Below are 14,460 nucleotides of genomic sequence, written 5' to 3' on the forward strand. Positions count from 1 at the left end.
TCATGGCCGAGACGGTGACGCACATCGATGACGCGCACGCGACGGCCCCCCTGCCGCCTCCGCCGCGCCGCCGGCACCGCCGGCGTACGGCGCTGATCGCCTCGGCCGTGGTCGGCGTGGCGGCGGTCGCCGTGGTCGGCGCACTGGGGCTCGGCGGCGGCCAGGACAAGGGCCCGAGCGCGCCGCCCCGCTCCGGTTCCGTCGTCCCGGTGACCCGGACCACACTGGCCGAACGGACCGCGGTGGATGGCAAGTTGAGCTACGGAACGGAGGTCCCGCTGCCGGTCAAGGCGACGGGTACCGTGACCTGGCTGCCCGAGCAGGGCGCGACGGTCGAGCGCGGCGGCACGCTGCTGCGCGTCGACGACCGGCCGGTCGTGCTCATGTACGGGACGCTGCCGATGTACCGGGACCTCGGCCTGACCGCCCAGGAGGGTGACCAGGGCTCGGACGCCCAGCAGCAGAAGGGCTCCGTCGACCAGCAGCAGAAGAACGCGGACGGCACGTCCCCGAGCCCCTCCGGGTCACCGGCGCCGGGGGGCGCCGGAACCGGCGGGGACACCGGCTCGACTCAGGCCCCGCGTGAGCTCAGAGGCATGGACGTCATGCAGTTCGAGTCCAACCTGGCGGCTCTGGGCTACACCGGCTTCACCGTGGACGAGAGGTTCACCGCCGCCACCGCCCAAGCGGTCAAGCGCTGGCAGAAGTCGCTCGGGCTGCCCCAGTCCGGGACTGTCGGCGTCGGGGACGTCATCTCTTCCTCCGGCAAGGTGCGGATCGGCCATGCGGGGGCACGCCTGGGCTCCGCGGCCGGCGAGAACACCCTGGCCTACACCGGTACGTCGCGGAAGGTCGTCGTGAGCGCCTCGGCCGCGGACGCCGCCTGGGCGGTGCGCGGCACGAACGTCCGGGTCAAGCTGCCCAATGGCAAGTCCGTGCAGGCCAAGGTGGCGTCGGTGGGGAAGCAGGCGAGCACGCCCGAGGGGGGTGGCAGCGAGGGCGGATCGGGAGAGGCCGACGCGACGATCCCCGTGACCATCACCGTCCAGGACCAGAAGGCCCTGGGGCGGCTGGAGAGCGGCCCTGTGACGGTCGAGTACGTGGGACGCGAGGCCAAGGACGTACTGAGCGTTCCGGTCTCCGCGCTGGTCGCCCTCGCCGAGGGCGGGTACGGCCTGGAAACCGAGGACGGCCGGTTCCTCGCCGTGAAGACGGGGCTGTTCGCGGACGGCAACGTGGAAGTGAGCGGCACAGCGATCCGCGAGGGCATGAAGGTGAGGATCGCGTGAGCGGTGTGTCCCCGGCGGTTCTGGAGTTCGACGCGGTCTGCAAGACGTATCCGGGCGGCGTTGCCGCGGTCCGCGACGTGAGTCTGCGGATCGGACGCGGGGAACTCGTCGCCGTCGTCGGCCCGTCGGGCTCAGGAAAGTCCAGCATGCTGAACCTGATGGGCAGCCTCGACCGCCCCTCCTCGGGGCGGGTGCTGGTCGACGGCCACGACGTGGCGAAGCTGTCCGACCGGGAGGTGTCCGCGCTGCGGGCCACGCGGATCGGTTTCGTCTTCCAGCAGTTCCACCTGGCGGTCGGCGTGCCCGTGCTGGACGCGGTGGCAGACGGGCTGCTCTACGCGGGCGTCCCGATGCGCCGCCGCCGGGCCAGGGCGGCCGCCGCGCTGGCCCGGGTCGGGCTCAGCCACCGTGTCCACCACCTGCCGCAGCAGCTTTCCGGAGGCGAGCGGCAGCGGGTCGCGGTCGCTCGCGCGGTGGTCGGCGAACCGTCCGTCCTGCTGGCGGACGAGCCGACCGGCAACCTCGACTCCGCGTCGGGTGCCGCCGTACTGACCCTGCTACGCGAGTTGCACGCGGTCGGCACCACGGTCGTGATCATCACCCACGACCGCGAGATCGCGGCCGAACTCCCCCGCCGTATCGAGATGCGCGACGGACGCCTGGTCGCCGACACGGCCCGCAGCACGACGATCGGGGCACCCCGGTGAAGGACCGTACGACGAACTCCTCCTGGCAGACCCCGGACTCCCGTCCCACAGCGGCTGGCTCCCTGGACGCCCGGGGTCCGGCCCCGGAGACCCCGCCGTTCCGTTCCCCGGGCCCCGAGTCCTCGGACGCCGGGGCTCCGGTCCCGGAGCGGTCACGGTCACGGCTGCGCGCCGCACGCCTCGGGCCCGCCGACGTCGTACGCCTCGGCGGCACCGGACTGCGGACCCGGCCCCTGCGGGTCTTTCTCTCCGCGCTCGGCATCGCCATCGGCGTCGCCGCCATGATCGCGGTGGTCGGCATCTCCGGCTCCGGGCAGGCCGAGGTGAACCGCCGCCTCGACGCGCTCGGCACCAACCTCCTGCGGGTCGCACCGGGCCAGAGCCTGGCCGGCGAGAAAGCCAGACTCCCCTACGAGGCCGTGCCGATGATCCGCCGGATCCCGCCCGCGCAGCAGGTCGCCGCCACCGGCGCGACCGGCGCGCACATCTACCGCAACGACCACATCGCCATCGGCCGCACCGGCTCCCTCGACGTCCTCGCGGCCGACCGGGACCTGCTCCCGGCCGTCGGCGGCAAGGTCCGCGAGGGCCGCTGGCTGGACGCGGCGACGGAGAAGTACCCGGCTGTCGTGCTCGGTGCCACGGCCGCCCAGCGGCTCGACGTGTACACCTCCGGAACCCGGGTCCTGATCGGCGGCCGCTGGTTCTCGCTGATCGGCGTCCTCGATCCCGTACCGCTCGCGCCGGAACTCGACAGCGCGGCACTGGTCGGCTGGTCGGCGGCCCGGACATACCTCCGCTTCGACGGCCACCCCTCCATGGTCTACGTCCGCACCGAGGACAGTGAGGTCGCGGCGGTACGGGCGGTGCTGCCGACCACGGCATACCCCGAGAAGCCGAGCGAGGTCCGGGTCTCGCGGCCCTCCGACGCCCTCGCGGCCCGCGAAGCCACCGAGTCGGCGCTCACCGGCCTGCTGCTGGGCCTCGGCGCAGTGGCTCTGCTGGTCGGCGGGGTCGGTGTGGGCAACACGATGGTCATCTCGGTCCTGGAGCGCCGGCCGGAGATCGGTCTGCGCCGGGCCCTGGGGGCGACCCGGGGTCAGATCCGCACGCAGTTCGTGACGGAGTCGCTGCTGCTGTCCCTCATCGGTGGGCTCGGCGGTACGGTGCTCGGAACCCTGATCACGGCGGGGTACGCCGTCGGCCGCGGCTGGCCGACGGTCGTCCCGGCCTGGGCGAGCGCGGCCGGCATCGGATCGACCCTGCTCATCGGCATGGCCGCCGGACTGTATCCGGCGGTGCGGGCCAGCAAGCTGTCGCCGACGGAGGCGCTGTCCAGCTCCTGAGCCGTACGGCCACGGGAACGCCGGCCACAGGCCCGGCCGCGGCGGGTGGGGAGAGAGGTGAGCGGGATGGGCGGGGCCACCACCGCGGGTGTGGGCGGAACGGCGGCGGGCCCGTGTCCGTTCCGGTGCCGCACGAGGCAGGGGCGGCCTCGCACGAGACCGCCCCTGGTGTGCTGTTGCTCCGGCTCGGCCGGCAGTTCCCCGGTGCTGCTAGAAGCCGCAGTAGACGTAGCTGCCGCCGTTGCTCAGCAGGTCGTCACGGACCCAGCCGTATACATCGGCGCTAGTGCCGTTCTCGTCGCGCAGGTACGTCCAGGTGTGGCCGTCGCTGCCCACGGTGTAGCAGTGGTAGTCGAGCCTGTCGTTGCTGTCGGCGAGGCCGTTGATCCCGCAGCCGGTGCTGGAGCCGCTGCGCTCGTTGGCATCGTTGGCGTAGACGCCCCAGGCCGAACCGTCCTTGTCGCTGACCGTGGTACCGCAGGACGCGTTCGCGGAGGCCGAGGTGGCGGTGACCATCGGGACGGCCAGGGCAGCCACGGCGACGGCAGGGATGATCGCTGCGAGTCGACGCTTCAAGTTGTACCCCCATGTGTCGTTTCGTTAGTAGTGCGACCCCAGTACCGGGAGGCACCGGAGCGAACGGTGCTGCCACCGCATCCATCGGGATGCGAGAGGTGTAAGTACCCTCACAGGCCGACAGTGCTGAAGTAAGCATTCCGCAGCCAACTGGCCACTTTCCTTCCATTGGGGACCGAAATTGACTTCAGGGCGGAATCGGCCATTCCTGCGGCGTACCGGCCGAATCGGCGCTCTTGCCGAGCAGGCCCCAGCCGCACGCCGAAATATCCCGTCATCCCGCACTTGGGGAAACCCGACCGAAGGAGCCCCGTTGAGCGCACGCGTCCCGACAGCCAGGACAAGGGGAACGCGATGAGCTTCCGGCTGCGGGTCCTGGGCCTGCTCATGCTGGTCGCCCTGACCGCCACCGCCTCCACCGCCTGGCTCACCCTGCGTCAGGCGAACCGTCAGGTCCAGGAGACCGTCAGCGCCGGACAGCGGGAGGTCTCCCTGATCACCGGTGAACTCCGCACCTACGGATTCGCGCACGGCACCTGGGACGGGCTCGCACCGACGGTGGGCGAACTCGCCAAGGCCACCGGGCAGCGCATCCGGGTCGTGACCGAGACCGGCGCCCCGCTCGCCGACTCCGACGCCCTCGCGGGCCGCGGGCCCCGCCCACTAAGCAGCCGGCCCCCGGTACTGGTCGACGCGCGGCCCGTCCTGCGGTTCCCCGACGGGCAGACACCCCGGCTCTCGGTCAAGCTGGCGGCCACCGCGATCGCCAACTACCGCTCCTCGGCCGCGTACGCTGCCTGCCTGACCCGGGTGGGCGCCGAGGTGACCGCCCGGCAGGACGACCTGGGCATTCCCCGGATCAGCACGGATGGCCGGCCCGCGCACTGCACAGAGCCGCCCCGCGGGGCCGACCCGCACACCCCGCAGGATCTCGACGCGCTCCGCGCCTGCGACTCCGCACAGCCCCTCACCCCCTGCCTCCAGCGGGTCTTCAACGAGCGGACCGCCTCCGTCGCCCCGCCCCGCCTGGAAATCCACCTCGGCTACCGGAACGAGTCCCCGCCCAGCCTCGCCGCCGCACCCACCGTCGCCGTCGCGATCGGAGTCGCCCTCGCAACCGTCCTCGGCGCGTTGCTCCTGAGCCGGGCGGTCCTTCGCCCGGTCCGGGCCATGACGCACGCCGCCAAGGGGCTCGGTGAGGGCGATCTGGGGCGACGCGTCCCCGTCTCCGGGCGGGACGAGATCGCACAGCTCGGCCGCGCCTTCAACCGCATGGCCGACTCCATCCAGGCCGGCGAGGAGCGCCAGCGCCGCCTCACCGGGGACGTCGCGCACGAGCTGCGCACCCCGCTGGCCAACCTGCGCGGCTATCTGGAAGCCCTGCGGGACGGGATCGTCGAACCGACGCCCGACCTGCTCGACTCCCTCCACGAGGAGGCGCTGCTCCAACAACGGATCGTGGACGACCTGCAGGACCTGGCCCTGGCCGAGGCCGGGGCGCTCACGTACCACCGCCGCGAGGTCGACCTGCGCGAGCTGCTCGACGCCGGCCGCACCGCCCATCGTGCCCAGGCCGAGACGGCGGGCGTCGCGGTGGAGCTGGAGGCGCCGTGCCAGGTGTACGTGACCGCCGACCCGGACCGGCTGCGCCAGGTCGTCGGCAACCTCATCGGAAACGCGCTGCACGCCACGGGGCCCGGTGGCACGGTGACCCTGGCTCTGATCCGGCGCGGCGAGCAGGCCGTCGTAGAAGTCCGGGACACCGGCAAAGGGATATCGGCACAGGACCTGCCGCATCTCTTCGACCGCTTCTGGCGGGCGGATCCGTCACGGGGGCGGGCGACCGGCGGCAGCGGGCTGGGGCTGTCCATCGCGCGTCAGATCGTCACCGACCACGACGGGGGGATCGACGTGCACAGCACGGTCGGGCTGGGTACGACGTTCACGATCACCCTGCCCGCGGCTTCGGGCCATGGCGGCAGGTCAGGAGGAGGCTGAGCCGCCACCGTCCGCGAGGCGGTAGCCCCGCCCGTAAACCGTCTCCAGATGGCGGGGCCGCCTCGGGTCCGTCTCCAGCTTCCGTCGAAGGTTCATCACGTGCGCGTCGACGGTCCGCTCCAGGACATCCCGGTCGAAACCGAAGACGCGCTCGATGATCTGCGCCCGGGTGAAGACCCGGCCCGGTTCACGGGCCAGCGTCTCCAGGACGGCGAACTCCTTCGCGGTCAGTGCCACCGGCCGCCCCGCCACCCGGACTTCGAAGCGTGCCATGTCCAGCTCCACCTCGCCCACCCGCAGCACGGCGGGCTCCACCGCGCTGCCGCCCCTCTTGGACCTGCGCAGCAACGCCCGTACCCGTGCGGTCAGTTCGCGCGGACTGTACGGCTTGGTGAGGTAGTCATCGGCGCCGAGGTCGAGGCCGAGAAGCATGTCCTCCTCGGTCGAGCGCGCGGTGAGCAGCAGAATCGGAACATCCGATTCGGTACGTAGGATGCGGCACACATCCAGTCCGTCGACCAGGGGCAGCATCACATCGAGAACGATAAGATCCGGCTGCACCGAACGGGCCCGTTCCAGCGCCGCACGGCCGTCGGCCACGACCTGCACCGCGTGGCTTTCGCGCTCCAGATAGATCCGGATCAGTCGAGACTGCTTTTCGTCATCTTCCGCGACCAGAATTCGAGCGTTCAACAACTCTCCCCCAGCAAGGCCCGCACACTCCAGTACCGTAATACAGGAATGGACGAGGATCCGGGCCCGCAGGCGAGTTCCGCATCCGGCGTGGGGCCGGAGACGTCAACTGGCGGCTGTGCGCGGCGACTTCTACAGCCCCGGTGACCGTGAACGCCTCGGCGGCGGAAGGGACGTCCACGGCAATGCCGTCACGAGCCGACCCCGGCGCCGGTCGTCACCAGCAGGGGGGAATCGCAGTGAACGCACCTACGTCAGCCGCTTGGGCGTCCGGCGGGACCGTCGACGGTCGGTATCGGGTGATCGGTGAGCTCGGCCGGGGCGGGATGGGCATCGTGCATCGGGTCCGGCATCTCGCCTGGGGCATCGACATGGCGGTGAAGAGCTCGCGGCCCGAGCTGTTCCGCCGCCCCGGCGATCAGGAGTTGTTCGTCAGGGAAGCCGAGGCGCGGGTGCCCCTCGGGCTGCATCCGAACGTCTGCGCCTGCCACTACGTGCGGGTGATCGATGGTGTCCCCCGCGTGTTCGCCGAGTACGTCGAGGGCGGCAGCCTCGCCGAGTGGATCGGCGAGGGCCAGCTCTATGCCGGGACGCTCGGCAGGTCCTCGCCCGCGTACTCGAAACGGCGGTCCAAGCGGCCCGCGGGCTTGAGCACGCCCATCGCAGAGATCTGGTGCACCAGGACGTGAAGCCGGCCAACGTGCTGCTCGACGGCGCGGGCGCCGCGAAGATCACCGACTTCGGCCTCGCCCGGTCCAAGGCCGCCGTGGCCCCGGCGGGCCTCGAAACGGCGCCGGGGGTCAGCGTGTTGGTGCCGTCGGGCGGCATGACGGTCGCCTACGCCTCCCCGGAGCAGCGTGCGCACACGCCGACATGCGCGCGGTCCAGGGGCCCATACGGTGAGAGGGCAATCCGCCGACGCACTGGGAACGAGCTTGCGGCGCGGTTTGGCGGCGGTCAGGACGTTCGCCGAGCGCTGGCCCTTGATCTCCTCGACGCGGGAGAAATCGTCCAGGAGGCTGTTGTTCAGCCGGCGTTGCCACAGCTGAGGAATGGTCAGGTGCGGTGGCCGGGTCAGCGCGGCCCGTCCGCGCGTGGTCAGCACACCGTCGGCGCACCCGGCTTCGCTTGCAGCGGCTGTACGCGAGCACTGCCCCGGTGCCACTCAGTGACCTGTACGAGGTGGTGTGGCAGGCGGTCAGCCCGCTGTACGTGCTCGACGACCTGTCTCCCGACCGTCTGGGGCATCTGCGCACCGCCAACGACCACGACGTCCGACGGGTCCTGAAGGCCCTCGCCTCCCTGGACGCTGTCCATCTCACGGAGGAAACCGCCGAGTTGACGGCGGACGGATGCACCGGGACAGCCCGGATGCGCGGCGAGCCCGAGCCCGGCGACGCGGTGTTGCGGATCCTCGTCGAGCTCGCTGACGTGGACGACCCCCCGGTTTGGCGGCAGCTGCTGGTGCCCGCCGCGATCCGCCTGGACCGGCTTCACTCCGTGATCCAGGCCGCGATGGGCCGGCAGAACTGCCACATGCACGCGTTCACCATCGACGGAGTCCAGTACGGCCGTTCCGGCGGTGAACTCGGATTCCGCGACAAGCGCACCGCCACACTGGCCGCCCTGCTCAAACCGGGCGCCCACTTCGTGTACACGTACGACTTCGGAGACTCCTGGGAGCATGTCATCACCGTGGAACAGGTCCAGACAGCCTCAGAGCCTGTCGGGTGACCTCTGATCGGGCGGCCACGCCCTGGCACGCACGCTTCCGGCGTTGCCGAAATGCCCTGGTAGCTCCGCTACAAGGCCATCCCGGCGCCTTGGAATCGCACGCACCATGCCGCGTCCGCTCTCCGATCGAAGGTCACCCGACAGGCTCTCAGCCGGGCTGCACTATCCGCACTGCGTGGACGGTGCCGGGGCGTGCCCGCCCGAGGACTGCGGCGGCGCCCCCGGCTACAGCGATCTCAAAGTGATCCTCGCCGACCCGGCACATGAGGAACACCACGCCATGCTGGTGTGGCTCGGACTTCGGTCCGCCACGGAATTCGCCCCTGACCGTTTCGCGCCGGACGAGGCCAACACGCGGCTGCTGCACCTCACGGCACCATGAAAGACGAGCCGTCCGGCCACGCAGCCGTTCACGGCCCTGGGTGCTGCCGACTGATCCACCGGCCCCGCCGCGCTCGGACAAGGACATACGGGCCGCCCTTCCGTCCCCGGCGTTCGGGTCCTGGGCGCCGGCTACACGGCGACGAGGCGCACTCTGTCGCCGCAGAGCTTCGTCATGTCGTCAATGTCTGAGGTGAGCATGACGACCGGGCGGCGCTGACGCAGCGCCGTCTCGGCCACGGCAGCGTCGATGGCGTATTTGTGACCATGCAGCCCAGCGTTGATCAGCATGGCTGAGGCGGCCTTGGCCTCCTCGTCGCCGATGTGCACGATTCGCACGCCGGACAGGACCCAGGCGAGCCGCGCCTTGTCTGTCCGGCGATGCACCGCTTCGATGATGGTGAGTGCGCTGATGACCACCTCCATGCCCCGCTTGCGGGCTTCGGCGATGAGGGCGACGACGGGCTCGTGATCACTGACGAACTTCGACAGGCCCTCGCAGTCGAGAACGAGGGCGCCTTCGTGGCTCAGCTTGCGGCGGGCCACTGCCCCTCCTCGGCGAACACCTCGTCGAAGACCCGGCGTGCCCGCTCCTGCTCGTGCTCGGAGATCGGCCCCTGACGGCGTTCGTAGTCGGCCAGGTACTCATCCAAGATCTGACCGCGCAGCTCGCGCTCCACCGCTTCGGTGATGAACGCGGAGAACTCACGCTTGCCGACCCGTCGGCGAATCGCCTCCGCCGTCCCCTCGGGGAGGGAGAGACTGACCCTGGTGGCCGGTCCTTCGCCGACGCTGTAAGGAATCTCGCTCATGGAACCGACATTATCAAACAAGTAGGAATCTTGCCTGGGCGCAGCATCCGCCGAACGACGCGAGCCACCCATCCGGCACCTCGTGGTCTCAGTTCTGGTCTCATTCGCCTACATTCAGCCGCGTCCGGACGCCGCTGAACAGTCAACTCCGCCCCAGGTCAGGACGCCCCTTTCCCTCCCCGAACCCCTAAACGAACATTTGGAAAGCGTGTTGGGGGCAACCCCTCACGAGTTCGAATCTCGTATCCTCCGCCATTGCTCTCACCGGGCAACACGTCGAAGGGCCCCGCTGCTTGCAGCGGGGCCCTTCGACGTGCGTGGCGTTCGAACTGGACGGTCGGGAACTCCCGTTCCAGCCACAGGTCGGCAGAGCCTCGGGCGGAACGCGGGGGAGTGGACCGACCGTGACCGACTCGATCCCCGCCCGCCGCCGGCGGGGGAGCGGAGTTTTGCGTGGCTGCACGGCTTCCGATGCCCGCGTGTCCGCTCCAACGGTGAGCCGATCGCGTCAGTCGTTGTGACCCCGGTCACTCGTCGCGGTCTTGGAGAACCCGTCCTGCCAGGCGACCTTCGCCCCCGAGTCGCCGATCCGGTACACGTCCACGACGGCGCCCGCGGCAACCCCGACGGACAGCACCGCCGCCGCCACGCGGACGACCAGCGCGGACCGGGACGAGGCCGACCGAGTTCGCTGCTCCCCGGGAGCGGCCTGTGCCGCAGCCGACCTGCGGGTCGTCCACCAGACCGCCGTCGCCAGCACGAACAGGCCCGCGGCCCAGGGGAGCAACCCGTCGCCGAGTTCGGCGTGCCTGCGTACCAGGGCGTTGCTGTCGACGTGCTCCTCCAGCCACTCGCCGGCATCCGTGGCCAGGGGCACGCTCGCCAGCGTCAGCAGGGCCAGCACCGGCAGCACAATCCCCATGCGCCGGGCGGCACTCGGCCATATCGCGCCGACCACCACCGCCAGTGCGCTCAGGGGAACGAGCACGACGACGAAGTGCACGATCAGGACGTGTGCGGGCAGACCGTTGACAACGGTGAGGCTCATCGGGTGTTCCTCCAGAAAGCGACCATGAGGAGTCGGCTCGGGCTCGTCTCCGCGTGCCGGCCGGTCGGGTGCGTCAGCCTGGCACAGGAATCTCTCAGGTTCTTCTGAACCCGCGCCCTTCCGGAAAGCAGTGGATTCGAGTCTTGCAACCGCATAGGCACCGAGGGGGTTGAGGCGGAGCGCGGACAGGCCGCCGTAGCGACTGAGCCGGTCGAGGTAGTCGCCGCCCCAGTTGTGCTGGTAGTCGTCGCGGGCGCCCGGCGCCGGGACGTACTCCACATCGGCGAGGCCGAGCGTGGCGGCGTACTCGAAGAGCACCGCCAGGCAGTACCGGCCCTGGAGAAGGGACCAGCCGTGGTGGCCGTCGTAGCCGAGGCTGCCGTACTGGGGATCCTGCAGATACAGCTTCCACAGGGCGCGCTCGCTACGGTGGACGGCGGGGTCGAGACCGGCCGCACGCACATCCGTGAACAGACCGTCGACGGATGTTCACCCGGGTATGAGGCCGGCCAGCGCCTGGCCGATGAGCTTGCGGCGCGGTTTGACGGCGGTCAGGACGTTCGCCGCGCGCTGGCCCTTGATCTCCTCTACGCGGGAGAACTCATCCAGGAGGCTGTTGTTCAGCCAGCGCTGCCAGAGCCGGCGAGGGTCAGGTGCGGCGGCTGGGTCAGTGCGGCCCGCCCGCGCGCGGTCGGCGTCAGCCGTCCGCCGGTGAGCTCGGCGAGGCCGCCTGCCTGAAGCAGCATCGGCCAGGCGAAGGCAGCGATGGCCTCGTGTTGGCAGAAGTCGCCTCCGTCCAGGACGTGGCCGACCGCAGCGACGGTGGCGGTACCGGGGCGGCGGGTCTTCTCACTGCATCGCAGCTTCCCCTGCCGCGCACAGGCGCAACACTGCAAGCAGATTGGCCTGTGCCTCGTGCTCGGTGCACCGGACCCGCGGTGCGTCGGTGTGCCCCTGTGCCACTGCCCTTACCCCCATGACTCGTTCCGCTTCGCCCCGCTCCTACAGATGAGCGACATAGTGGTAGTTGCCGGTGCCGCAGGTGCGTTCCAGGGTCCGGACCACCTTGCGCGGGTCGTCGTAGGGACCGGAGAAGTAGAACGGCTTGCCGTCCTTACCGAAGCCGATGGTCGGCCGGTCGCCGGGCGGAGCGCCAAGGTGCACGGCGGCGCCAGCGAAGTCGGCTGCCGGCTCAAAGCCGAGGCTGCGGGCGTGAGCGACCGCGTCATGCACGATCGCCTGGGCCTGTTCCACACCGATCGACAGCGGCGGGTGGTCGAAGGCCGAGTAGTACGTCGGTACGTAACCGGCCAGGGAGCCGGACCCCATCACCTCAGGGCCGGTGACGTTCTTCACCCCCAGGCAGTACACGTCCACCAGGAACCCGGTGACGGTCACCTTGCTGGCACGTTCCTGGCGGGCCAGCAGCACCTGGGCGAAACCGCCCGTTTCCGAATCCGGGTCGCGGGCGAGTCGGTCGGCCGCCGCCCAGTCCGGGGCTCGGGCCATGTCCAGTCCCGCGCTCCAGCCCGCGTTGACCCAGCAGCCCACCACCGGCCGCTCATCCGGTGCGGTGTGCGCCTGTGCCGCCTCGGCGACCCGCCGCACCAGCGCGGTGGCCTGGGCCGGACGCAGCCCCAGTGCCCTCGCGATCTGCTTCGGCGCGCTGCCGCGCTCCCTCATCTCCCGGACCCGGGTCAGCAGTTCCTCATCGTGCTTGGTCACCGTCACAGTCTGCCACCTCGCGTGTCACCACGATGCACAGCATGGGCTGTGCCTGCGGTGCTGCCATCCTGAACTCGGGAGAGAAGCAGGACGCGGACGGGAATGGGTGGTTCAGCGTGGGTGAGGCAGGGGGCAGGACCGTCGAGCAGGTGCGAGCGCTGGTCGGCTGGGTCGGCGCGGGCCGCAGGCTGACGCCGACCGGCCGTGTGACGCTCGCCGACGCACGGGCGCTTCTGGAGGTTCTGGGCACCGGCGACCGGATGGACCCGGTGATCGGGGAGCGTACGTTCAAGACGAAGTCCAGCGAGGAGTTGTACCACCTCACGCTGCTGGTCGAGTGGGCCAAGGCTGCGCGGCTGCTGCGAGTCGCGGGCGGGCGCCTGCTGCTGGTGAAGAAGAACGCCAAGCTGTTGGACCGCCCCGACGAACTGCGTGGCACCCTGTTCGCCGCGCTGCCGCGCATCGGGCCGGCCGTGACTGTATCCGGCTGGCTGGAGTCACTCTTCTCACACGAGTACGACCGTGGTCTGCATGTGCTGCTGCACTGCCTGTACACGGCCAGGGCCCCGGTGCCGCTCAGCAACCTGTACGAGGTGGTGTGGCAGGCGGTCAGCCCGCTGTACGTGCTCGACGACCTGTCTCCCGACCGCCTCCAGCATCTGCGTGCTGCGGGCGACCACGACGTCCAACGTGTCCTGAAGGCCATGGCCTCCTTGGGCACTGTCCTCCTCACCGAGGACACCGCCGAACTGACGGCGGACGGCCGTACCGAGACGGCCCGGATGCGCGGCGAGCCCGAGCCCGGCGACGCGGTGTTGCGGATCCTCGTCGAGCTCGCCGACGTGGACGACCCCCCGGTTTGGCGGCAGCTGCTGGTGCCCGCCGCGATCCGCCTGGACCGGCTTCACTCCGTGATCCAGACCGCGATGGGCCGGCAGAACTGCCACATGCACGCGTTCACCATCGACGGAGTCCAGTACGGCCGTTCCGGCGGTGAACTCGGATTCCGCGACGAGCGCACCGCCACACTGACCGCCCTGCTCAAACCGGGCGCCCACTTCGTGTACACGTACGACTTCGGAGACTCCTGGGAGCATGTCATCACCGTGGAACAGGTCCAGACAGCCTCAGAGCCTGTCGGGCTGCACTATCCGCACTGCGTGGACGGTGCCGGGGCGTGCCCGCCCGAGGACTGCGGCGGCGCCCCCGGCTACAGCGATCTCAAAGTGATCCTCGCCGACTCGGCACATGAGGAACACCACGCCATGCTGGTGTGGCTCGGACTTCGGTCCGCCACGGAATTCGCCCCTGACCGTTTCGCGCCGGGCGAGGCCAACGCGCGGCTGCTGCGTCTCACGGCACCATGAAAGACGAGCCGTCCGGCCACGCCACCGTTCGCGGCACGCCCTGGTAAGGGAGTCAATACCAGGAGTATGGTCTCTTGTATGGCGACGACCAAGAAGGTAACGGTGACGATCCCCGCGGATCTCCTTGACGAGATCCGCGCAGAGGCGGCGGAACGGGGCCTGTCGGCGTACGTCGCTGAGGCGCTGCGCTTCAAGCGCGACCGGGACCGGCTGCGGGAAATGGCGGACTGGCTGCAGGAGGAACACGGCGCCCTCACCGAGAAGGAACGCACGGCAGCGTTCGAGGAGTTGGAGGATCTCGACGCCGAGCACGAGCGCCGCCGCGCCACTGGAAAGCACAGCGCCGGAGAGGCCGCTTGAAGAAGCGGGCCGCCGAGCACAGGCAGCGGCCACAGCGCGTCTTCGTACTCGACTGCGAAGCCTTGTCCCTGGCCGTGCGCGGCGACCGGAAGATGATCGCCTGGCTCGACCTCGCGGCCCGGGGTGAGGCCGAGGTGGTGACGTCTCCGATGACGTTGGTCGAGGCGTACGACGGCAGAACCACCGAGCAGCGCTGGGACTGGGTGATCTCCCGGCTCAAGGTCACCGACATCGGAAAGGACGAGGCCCGCCGGGCCCGCCGCCTCCTGGCCGGTGCCAAGTTGCTCGGCCACAAGTACGCGATGGACGCGGTGCTCGCCGTCATCGCGCGAGAGCAGAAGGGGCAGGTCACCGTCTTCACCTCGGACGTGGACGACCTGGAGAGGCTGGTTCCGGAGTCGATCGTCGTCAAGAAGGTGTGACC

16 protein-coding genes and 1 pseudogene are annotated in these 14,460 nt (G+C 70.3%); 10 read left to right on the forward strand and 7 right to left on the reverse strand.

What is annotated here, in order from left to right; all coding sequences use genetic code 11:
• The first annotated feature begins 2 nt into the window (after window positions 1-2).
• From OH809_RS20570 to OH809_RS20580, 3 genes are all read left to right on the forward strand, one after another.
• Window positions 3-1,289 carry a peptidoglycan-binding domain-containing protein gene (locus OH809_RS20570; protein ID WP_359109525.1) on the forward strand — a complete coding sequence of 429 codons (1,287 nt, stop codon included), beginning with the start codon at window positions 3-5 and terminating at the stop codon, window positions 1,287-1,289.
• Window positions 1,286-1,996, forward strand: a complete 711-nt coding sequence (locus OH809_RS20575; protein ID WP_359109526.1) for an ABC transporter ATP-binding protein — start codon at window positions 1,286-1,288, stop codon at window positions 1,994-1,996. Before OH809_RS20570 ends, OH809_RS20575 begins: the two co-directional genes overlap by 4 nt.
• Before the next feature lie 164 nt (window positions 1,997-2,160).
• Window positions 2,161-3,342 (forward strand): ABC transporter permease, encoded by a 1,182-nt coding sequence (locus OH809_RS20580; RefSeq protein WP_359109652.1) that lies wholly within the window; start codon window positions 2,161-2,163, stop codon window positions 3,340-3,342.
• 210 nt (window positions 3,343-3,552) lie between these two features.
• On the opposite strand, the gene OH809_RS20585 is transcribed toward OH809_RS20580, so the two are convergent.
• Window positions 3,553-3,918, reverse strand: a complete 366-nt coding sequence (locus OH809_RS20585; RefSeq protein ID WP_359109527.1) for an SH3 domain-containing protein — start codon at window positions 3,916-3,918, stop codon at window positions 3,553-3,555.
• A 354-nt stretch (window positions 3,919-4,272) separates the two neighbouring features.
• Between OH809_RS20585 and OH809_RS20590 the strand changes: the two genes are divergently transcribed.
• Window positions 4,273-5,916 carry a sensor histidine kinase gene (locus tag OH809_RS20590; RefSeq protein ID WP_406421037.1) on the forward strand — a complete coding sequence of 548 codons (1,644 nt, stop codon included), beginning with the start codon at window positions 4,273-4,275 and terminating at the stop codon, window positions 5,914-5,916.
• Here the strand turns inward: OH809_RS20590 and OH809_RS20595 are convergent.
• Entirely contained in the window at window positions 5,902-6,609 is a 708-nt protein-coding gene (locus OH809_RS20595) for a response regulator transcription factor (RefSeq protein ID WP_359109529.1), read from the reverse strand. The genes OH809_RS20590 and OH809_RS20595 overlap by 15 nt on opposite strands.
• A gap of 559 nt (window positions 6,610-7,168) precedes the next feature.
• Here OH809_RS20595 and OH809_RS20600 point away from each other — a divergent pair.
• The 3 genes and pseudogenes from OH809_RS20600 to OH809_RS20610 all read left to right on the forward strand — a co-directional run.
• Window positions 7,169-7,402: pseudogene (locus OH809_RS20600) on the forward strand (protein kinase domain-containing protein); the annotation flags it as partial.
• Between the two features lie 365 nt (window positions 7,403-7,767).
• Complete coding sequence (locus tag OH809_RS20605; protein WP_406515439.1) at window positions 7,768-8,343, forward strand: plasmid pRiA4b ORF-3 family protein; 576 nt, start codon at window positions 7,768-7,770, stop codon at window positions 8,341-8,343.
• 106 nt (window positions 8,344-8,449) lie between these two features.
• Window positions 8,450-8,725 (forward strand): IS1096 element passenger TnpR family protein, encoded by a 276-nt coding sequence (locus tag OH809_RS20610; protein ID WP_406421035.1) that lies wholly within the window; start codon window positions 8,450-8,452, stop codon window positions 8,723-8,725.
• Between the two features lie 131 nt (window positions 8,726-8,856).
• On the opposite strand, the gene OH809_RS20615 is transcribed toward OH809_RS20610, so the two are convergent.
• The 5 genes from OH809_RS20615 to OH809_RS20635 form a co-directional block, all read right to left on the reverse strand.
• A complete protein-coding gene (locus OH809_RS20615) occupies window positions 8,857-9,270 on the reverse strand; it encodes a DNA-binding protein (protein WP_359109520.1) in 414 nt (137 codons plus the stop codon).
• On the reverse strand, window positions 9,252-9,536 hold the full coding sequence (locus OH809_RS20620) for a hypothetical protein (protein ID WP_030973973.1): 285 nt from the start codon (window positions 9,534-9,536) through the stop codon (window positions 9,252-9,254). The genes OH809_RS20615 and OH809_RS20620 overlap by 19 nt, the downstream gene beginning before the upstream one ends.
• Window positions 9,537-10,044: 508 nt before the next feature.
• Window positions 10,045-11,046, reverse strand: coding sequence for a DUF2231 domain-containing protein (locus tag OH809_RS20625; RefSeq protein ID WP_406421034.1), 1,002 nt, complete (start codon window positions 11,044-11,046; stop codon window positions 10,045-10,047).
• A gap of 158 nt (window positions 11,047-11,204) precedes the next feature.
• A complete protein-coding gene (locus OH809_RS20630; RefSeq protein WP_406421033.1) occupies window positions 11,205-11,330 on the reverse strand; it encodes a hypothetical protein in 126 nt (41 codons plus the stop codon).
• Window positions 11,331-11,586: 256 nt separating this feature from the next.
• On the reverse strand, window positions 11,587-12,309 hold the full coding sequence (locus OH809_RS20635) for a hypothetical protein (protein WP_406515440.1): 723 nt from the start codon (window positions 12,307-12,309) through the stop codon (window positions 11,587-11,589).
• Window positions 12,310-12,425: 116 nt separating this feature from the next.
• Between OH809_RS20635 and OH809_RS20640 the strand changes: the two genes are divergently transcribed.
• The 3 genes from OH809_RS20640 (at window position 12,426) to OH809_RS20650 (ending at window position 14,458) form a co-directional block, all read left to right on the forward strand.
• Window positions 12,426-13,676 carry a plasmid pRiA4b ORF-3 family protein gene (locus tag OH809_RS20640; RefSeq protein ID WP_406421031.1) on the forward strand — a complete coding sequence of 417 codons (1,251 nt, stop codon included), beginning with the start codon at window positions 12,426-12,428 and terminating at the stop codon, window positions 13,674-13,676.
• A gap of 78 nt (window positions 13,677-13,754) precedes the next feature.
• Window positions 13,755-14,036: a CopG family transcriptional regulator gene (locus OH809_RS20645; RefSeq protein WP_406421030.1), complete on the forward strand. Its 282-nt coding sequence runs from the start codon at window positions 13,755-13,757 to the stop codon at window positions 14,034-14,036.
• Window positions 14,033-14,458, forward strand: coding sequence for a hypothetical protein (locus OH809_RS20650; RefSeq protein WP_406421029.1), 426 nt, complete (start codon window positions 14,033-14,035; stop codon window positions 14,456-14,458). Before OH809_RS20645 ends, OH809_RS20650 begins: the two co-directional genes overlap by 4 nt.
• Window positions 14,459-14,460 lie beyond the last annotated feature (2 nt).

The organism is Streptomyces sp. NBC_00873 (assembly GCF_045207415.1).
In the GTDB taxonomy this organism is placed as follows: domain Bacteria; phylum Actinomycetota; class Actinomycetes; order Streptomycetales; family Streptomycetaceae; genus Streptomyces.